The sequence below is a fragment of the Streptomyces sp. UH6 genome, assembly GCF_013421635.1.
Taxonomy (GTDB): domain Bacteria; phylum Actinomycetota; class Actinomycetes; order Streptomycetales; family Streptomycetaceae; genus Streptomyces; species Streptomyces abyssomicinicus.
The window spans coordinates 1-6958 of sequence record NZ_JACADT010000241.1 but is presented as its reverse complement, the minus strand read 5'-3'; the positions used below and the strand labels follow the sequence as shown (position 1 = coordinate 6958).

The window sequence follows — 6958 nt, the reverse complement described above, 5'->3', positions numbered from 1 at the left end:
GGAGGGCGGAGGGACGGCGGCCGAGGGCGGACGGCGGCGTGGCCGATCCGGCCGCGCAGAGCCACGGAACGGACGTCCACGCTGATCCGCGGGAGCGAACCTCGCAGCCGCCCCGGCGTGCGGCGGACCCGTGGCACGCGCCTCTCCCCGCGGGCCCGGGGAGGAAGCCCCGTCCACCGGGCCCGCGGGGCCGGCCGCCCCGCTCAGGACGGAGGCAGGTCGTGCGCCCCCTCCCCGGCGCCGCGGGGGCCTCGAGCCCCGTCCACCTCACCCTCACGCGTCGACCGGTTCGTCCGGTGCCGCCTCACCAGTGACCGGACGCCCCGCACCGTGTCGACGGCCAGCCGGCAGATCCCGATCCCCACCGACAGCTCGGAGGCGTGCTCACGTACGAAGTCCACCGCCGCCATGACCAGTTCCATGTCCCCTGCCCTCTCCCTCGGGTGACGCGGCTCCGTCGGCCGCCTCCCCTCTGTGGTAGCGAGGCGTCCAGCTGTCCCCAACGGGCGTCGGACGAACGCCGGACAGGACACCGCGGACCGGCCCGAACACGTGTTGTCCGCCGTCCGGGGGACGTCCGGGCGGACACGGACATAAGCTCGGAGCCCGGCAGGACAGGGGGAGGCGACCGAATGGCGGCGGGATTCGGAAAGGCCGTTCCTGAGGCGCCCCGGGCCGTGCGGGACCTGGCGGACGGTCTGAGGACCGTGGCGCAGCGGGCCGGTTACGTCGGGGTACGGGAACTGGCGGAGGGGACGGGCATCAGCCGGACGACCATCTCCGACGCGTTGACGGGCCGGCACGTGCCCAAGTGGGAGACGCTCGCCGCTCTCCTGCGCGGTTGCGATGTCGCCCCCGACCGGGGCTGGCGCACCGCCTACGAAGCCGCCAGGAACGCCGTGGAGGAGGAGAAGCAGGCGGCCCGGGAGGGCGGCCGGCCCGACAGCGGCCCTGAGGAGACGGCACCGCCCACGGCACCCGGCGGGACGGGCCCCGGAACCTTCTCCATCCGCCCGCCCTACGGAGAACTCCCGCTGCGGGTACGCGGTCGTGACGAGCTGCTGGACCTCCTGGGCAGCAGACTCGCGGCGAGCGCGAGCGCGAGCGCGAGCGGGAGCGGGAGCAGGAGCGGGAGCGGACCGCAGATCCTTTTCGGCATGGGCGGCTGCGGCAAGACCACCATGGCCCTCCACCTGGCGCGGCAGGCCCGGGACCGGGGGTACCGCGTCTTCTGGCTTTCCGCGTCCACGCCGGACCGGCTGGTGATCGGCATGCGGGAGGTCGCGCGCGAGCTCGGTGCCGACGAGGAGGCCGTCGAGGCGGCGTGGTCCGGCCGGCTCAGCGCCACCGACCTGGTCTGGGGCGAACTCGACGCCGCCGTACAGCCCTGGCTGCTGGTGGTGGACAACGCCGACGAGCCGGAGTGGCTGGCCGCGGAGAGCGGCGTCCCTGGTGACGGCACCGGCTGGCTGCGTTCCAGCCGCGCGGGGATGACCGTGGTGACCTCGAGGGTCGGCAACCCGCACGTGTGGGGACACGAGGCGGAGACCCATCGGATCGACGTGCTCAGCCCGCTCGACGGACGGGACGTACTCCTGGACCTCGCCGGGGAGGCGGGCGACCCCGTCGAGGCCCAGGTCCTCGCGGAGCGACTGGGCGGACTGCCGCTGGCGCTGAAACTGGCGGGGTCCTACCTGTCCAGGGCCGCCCGCGGTGCCGGACTGCTGCGCCACCGAGGCTCTCGGCCCGGAGGCAGACTGCGGAGCTTCGCCGCCTACACCGAGGCGCTCGGAGAGGCCGGAGCGGGCTTCCTCGACGAGGGCGAGCGCCGCCCTCTCGACGACGCCGGGACGGAGCAGATGCACAGGCGCCTGGTGGGACGCACCTGGGAGCTGTCCCTCGACCTCCTGGAGGAACAGCGGCTGCCGGAGGCCCGCCTCCTCATGCGGTTGCTGTCCTGCGGCGCTCCGTCGCCCTTCCCCGTCGCGTTGCTCCACTCCGAGGCACTTCCGGCGGCAGAGGACGTCTTCCCCGCCGAGAGGTCCCGACGGACCGGTGAGGGCGGTGCCGCCCTGGACCCGGGCCGCGCGGACCGGGCCCTGGAAGCGCTGATCGACCTGAGTCTCGTGGACGTCGTGGATGTCGGGCCCCACGGCTCGGACGTCGAGCAGAACCCCGTCCCGTGCCTCGTCAGCCATCGGCTCGTCCTCGAGGCCAACGCGCTCCGACTGGCGGACGGTCCCGTTGCCGACCGCCTGGCCATCTGGCGTGCCGTCGCCCGCATCCTGGAAGAGGGCGCCGCGCTCCCTCCCGAGCAGCCGGCCAACTGGTCCTGGTGGCGGCTGCTGGCCCCCCACGTCGGGGCCGCCCTCGGCGCGGCACCGGAGGACGACGCGGAACGAGTGCTGCTGCCCCTGCTGCGCGCCGGCCTCGCCGCGTTCGCCTTCTACGTCTTCTCCAACTCGGACACGGCCGAAGAAGTGGTGCGTGTCCTCACCGAGCGCAGCGGTGCCCTCGGCCCGGACCACCCCACCAGGCTCTCCGTCCGGCACCGCGCTCTCATCGCCCTGCCCAGCGGTGAGGAGAAGGAGCGGGAGTACGAGGAAGTCCTCGCCGCACAGGTGGAGCGGCTGGGCCCGGAGCATCCGGAAACCCTGATCACCCGTCACGACCTCGCGTGTTTCCGGTTCGAGCACGGCAAGGCGCCGGAGGACGACACGGTCGCCGAACTGCGAGAGGTGCGCGCGGTCCGACGCCGTGTACTCGGCCCCGACGATCCCTACACCCTGCTGACGCACGGCGTGGCCAGCCAGCTGATCCTGGCGAGCGATCGCCCCGAGGCGCATGCCCGCAAGTGCGAGGAACTGCTGGCCGAGCAGTCGGCCGAGCTGGGCGAGGATCACCCGGAGACACTGATCACCCGTCACGACCTCGCGGTCTCCCGGCACCTGAGCGGCCAGGCGTCCGACGCCGAGACGGAGGCCGAGCTGCGGGCGGTGCTGATGGCGAGTCGTCGGACGCTTCGACCCGCGGACACCTACAACCTGCTCATCCACGGATCACTCGCCAACCTGATCGCGCTCAGGAGTCACGACGGGGCGGGAGGCAACGCCGAGTACCGGGCCATGATCGAGTACGTCGCCTCCCAAGGGGATCACCGTTTCCTTCCCCTGCATCAACGGCATCAAATGGCGCACGCGTTCGACGCTGCCGAGCGGTGGGCCGAGGCGGAGGTCGAATACCGGTCGGTGCTCGACGACCTGGAAGCGGCGGACGGAATGGGTGTGAGCCTCTACTGGGACCTCACCCACTGCCTGACCGACAACCTCACGCACCAAGGCCGTCGGTCGGACGCCGTCGAAATCCTCGACACCTCCCTCACCTGGTTCGACGACAGCGATGACGCGCGCTCCCCCCGGTGCTCCCAGGCGCTACGGCTCCGGCACAAACGCGGCGACCTGATACGCCAGGACGGCCGCTCCGAAGAGGCCGAGCGCGAGATCCGTGCGGTGATCGAGGACCGGCTCCAGCTCGTGGACCCGCAGGACTCCGTCGTGCTGTCCGAGCGGCACTGTCTGGCCCACACCTTGCAGGAGCTCGCGCGCCACGACGAGGCCCAGGCCGAACTGCGGCAGGTGGTCTCCTCCTACACGCAGGTTCTGGGCCCCGGCGACAAGCGGACCCGCAACGCCGCCTTCTGCCTGGCCCGGATGCTCCACCTGCACGGAGACAAGACCGAGGCGCTGGGGCTGTACGAGCAGGTCCTGGAAGGCGAGACCGCCGCATTCGGCGCCCGCCATCAGGAACCGCTGATGACCGGCTTCCGGCGGGATCAGTGCCGACTCGACCTCCGGCTGCTCACGCCCGAAGACGCCAGAGCGGCCTTCGAGCGCACCTTGTCGGCGCTCGGCGGCGTACTCGCCGACGACCATGCCTGGATCGGAACCATCCGGCAGGCGTTGGCCGCGGATGGCGGTGCCGCCGGGTCCGGTGGCAACTGACCCGGCCCGGTTGCTACTGAGGTCGAACCCGCGGTGTCGTGAAGGGCCGGCGCTCCGGGCCGAGGCCGGTGGTGGTAGCTGCGGCAGCTGTGGCGGCTTCAGCGGTCGCGGCTGCTTCGGCGGCTCGCTCGATCTGCGCGCGCCGGGCTTCCCAGAAGGCCCCGTCGTGGTGCGGGGGCCGCGTGCCGGGCCGTGGTCCCCGTCGATCCGTCGAGCTGCTCGCGCAGGATGTCGGCGTGTCCCGCGTGCCCGCTGGTCTCGGTGAGAGTCGATGGCGAGGCCGGTGTCATGGGCTGGCTCTCCCGGCTCGGCGACCCCTCCGGGGAGGACCCACTGTTCCCCCTCGGAACCCTGTGGCTCTGGCCCGGTGACCACGATCGACCGCCGACCGTGATCCCCGCTGGACACCCACCGGGGTGAGGCACCGAACGCGCGACACGGGTCAGGCGACGAGGAGGCGGAGGCCGAGGTCCGCCGCGTCGAGGCCGACGAGGTCGCTGTTGCGCTCCGCCCACCGGCCGGAGTCGAGGTCGTCGCCGAGGCTTCGTACCGCCCGCCGCTCGGCCTCCGCCCCGACCTTCGTCCACACCGACATCGCACGGCGCACGTGGTCCTCCAGATACGCGGCCGGCCGGCGCCAGTACGCCTCGAACAGGCCGTCGGCACAGTCCCAGGGAACGGGCACCGCCTCGACGCGTGCGCCGATCGCGTCGGCCATCGCGGCGAGGGAGGGGAAGTCCGCGAGGACGGCGGCGAACTCGGGCAGGTAGTCGCGGGTGAGCCAGAACCGGTCCTGCCATCCGGGCTCGTCCGTGTCGAACGTGAGGACCACCACGCGCCGGGCCACGCGTCGCATCTCGCGCAGTCCCGTCATCGGGTCCCCCCAGTGGTGGACCGTGGAGACGGCCATCGCGGCGTCGAAGGACCGGTCCTCGAACGGCAGGAACTCCGCGGCGGCGGCCACGCACGGTGCCGCCCCGGCACGCCGCTGCGCCCGCATCACCGCGGACGGCTCCACGGCGGTGACGTCGCGATCGGCGGGCTCGTACGAGCCGGTGCCGGCCCCGACGTTCAGCACCGTCCGCGCGTCCCCGAGCGCGTCCCAGATCTGCGCGGCGATCCGTGGCTCGGTACGCCGTGTCGCGGTGTAGGCGTCGCCGATCCTGTCGTACAGCCGCGCACCGAGCACCTCCAGCTGCTCCTCCGGCGTCACCCTCAGTCCCTTCGCCCGCACCGCGAGCTCCCTGTCGATGGCCGTCACCATGGCGTCGGCGCGATCACGCCGCTCCAGCAGCAGGGCGCGCAGCCGGCGCAGGTGCGCGACCGCGTCGGTGGACGGGTCGCCGACCAGCTCCCCGACCTCCCGCAGGCCGAAGCCCAGCCGCCGGTACGCCAGCACCTCCCGCAGCCGCTCCACGTCACCCGCCGCATAGGCCCGGTATCCGGACGCGGTCCGGGACGACGGGCGGACGAGCCCGATCGCGTCATAGTGATGCAGCGTGCGGACGCTCACGCCGGCCAGCTCCGCCACGCGTCCCACGGTCCAGTGATCCTCCACGGCAGCGACTATGCGGCCTGACGCCACGTGAGGGTCAAGCCGCGCCCACGGCGGCAGGAGCCGGACGCGACGGAGCGGCCCCGTCGCGTCCTCACGACGGCGGCCGGGACTCCTCGAGTGCCCGCAGCCGGCGGATCTCCGCGACGAGGCGGGGAACAGCGTCCCGGGCGGCGGCGATGAACCGCGCGTTCTCGTCCCACAGCTCGTCGGCACAGTCGACGTAGCGGGGCTGCTGAACCAGCGTCGCGGCCACGATCTCGTGGTGGTCGAAGCGGGGCCAGCGCTCACCGAGGCCGGTGTCGGGCATCGTGCTCCTGGCGACGAGGTTCATGGCGTGGTCGTCGTCGAGGAACCGGACGTGCCAGGGGCCCGGGGTCGCCGCCTCCGAAAGCACCTCGAGCTCCTCGAGTTCCTCGACGGTGAGCGGTTCCGTGCTGTTCACGGGGCTGTGTTCCTCTCGGGGCGTCACGACCGGGCGTCGTCGCCGTCACAGGTGGGGTGGAACGTCGTCCAGTCGGTCACGGCCGGGCCGTCGGGGACGGATCCCCGCTCGGTCAGCTTCGCGTACCGCTGGTTCTCCTCGTGCGCACTCCGGTCGAGTCCCTTCGCACCGCCGAGGCGGGCCACCGTCGAGTAGACGCCGTCGCCCTCGTAGATGTACGCCGCGAGGTCCGGGTAACGGTCGTGGTCGTAGTCGGCGACGGCGGCGGCGTGCGGCTCGTACAGGTCCACCTGGTGGTCGCCCTGGCCCTGACCGCGCGGCGAGAAGGGTCCGAGCCGCAGTTCGGACACGCTCGGCAGCTCAGGGTCGTCGCCGATGGAGTCCCGGGTGGCGGAGATGTAGAGGTCGACCCAGCCGTCCTGGTCGAAGTCGGCCACGACGGCCACGACGATGTCCGTGTCCTCACCGCGGTCTCCGACCAGTTGCCGGGGAGCCACCTGCGTCTCCCGCCCGTCGTCGGCACCGAAGGTCAGGACCAGGTCGGTCCCGGTGAGGGAGGGGGGCGAGACCCGGTCGGGCGAGCCGTCGCCGTTCAGGTCCGCCACGAGGCCGCCGGAGGAGGTCACGCAGGTCGTGACGGCCGGCCCGGCCGTCGGCCGCGGCGGCGGATCACCCCTGCCGTCCCCGCACCCGGCCACCAGGGTGGTCGAGACCGCGAGCGCCAGCACACCGTGTGCCCGTCCGGCGGTTCGTCCCTTACCGCGCATCATCTGCCCCTATGTGAAAGGAAGTTGACCGACAGAAGGGGCAGAGCCTAACTGATCGTTTCGATCCGGCCCGGTGCGGGGCAGGGTGCGCGGGCCCAGCCGCCCCGGCCCGCCTCAGCCCACTTCGGCCGCCGGTGCCGCCGCCCGCAGCAGTGCCGCCGTGTCGGCGTCGGCGGGGAAGAAGGTCTCG

The 6958-nt window shown here is 72.9% G+C and carries 5 protein-coding genes; 1 reads left to right on the top strand and 4 read right to left on the bottom strand.

The window, feature by feature from the left end; all coding sequences use genetic code 11:
- Nucleotides 1-203: 203 nt before the first annotated feature.
- A complete protein-coding gene (locus tag HW445_RS14150) occupies nucleotides 204-422 on the bottom strand; it encodes a hypothetical protein (RefSeq protein ID WP_180221376.1) in 219 nt (72 codons plus the stop codon).
- A gap of 255 nt (nucleotides 423-677) precedes the next feature.
- Here HW445_RS14150 and HW445_RS14145 point away from each other — a divergent pair, with 255 nt between their 5' ends.
- A complete protein-coding gene (locus HW445_RS14145) occupies nucleotides 678-4001 on the top strand; it encodes a helix-turn-helix domain-containing protein (protein WP_180221375.1) in 3324 nt (1107 codons plus the stop codon).
- 442 nt (nucleotides 4002-4443) lie between these two features.
- Here the strand turns inward: HW445_RS14145 and HW445_RS14135 are convergent, their stop codons facing one another.
- From HW445_RS14135 to HW445_RS14125, 3 genes are all read right to left on the bottom strand, one after another.
- Nucleotides 4444-5541 (bottom strand): MerR family transcriptional regulator, encoded by a 1098-nt coding sequence (locus HW445_RS14135; RefSeq protein ID WP_180221373.1) that lies wholly within the window; start codon nucleotides 5539-5541, stop codon nucleotides 4444-4446.
- Nucleotides 5542-5650: 109 nt separating this feature from the next.
- Nucleotides 5651-6001 (bottom strand): hypothetical protein, encoded by a 351-nt coding sequence (locus HW445_RS14130; protein ID WP_180221372.1) that lies wholly within the window; start codon nucleotides 5999-6001, stop codon nucleotides 5651-5653.
- 23 nt (nucleotides 6002-6024) lie between these two features.
- The gene (locus tag HW445_RS14125; protein WP_180221371.1) at nucleotides 6025-6729 is read right to left on the bottom strand and encodes a VCBS repeat-containing protein; all 705 of its coding nucleotides are present in this window, start codon (nucleotides 6727-6729) and stop codon (nucleotides 6025-6027) included.
- Between the last annotated feature and the right edge of the window lie 229 nt (nucleotides 6730-6958).

Coding starts and splice junctions, on each gene's coding strand:
- HW445_RS14150 (WP_180221376.1), bottom strand. CDS start 422: ATGGAACTGGTCATGGCGGCGGTGGACTTCGTACGTGAGCACGCCTCC.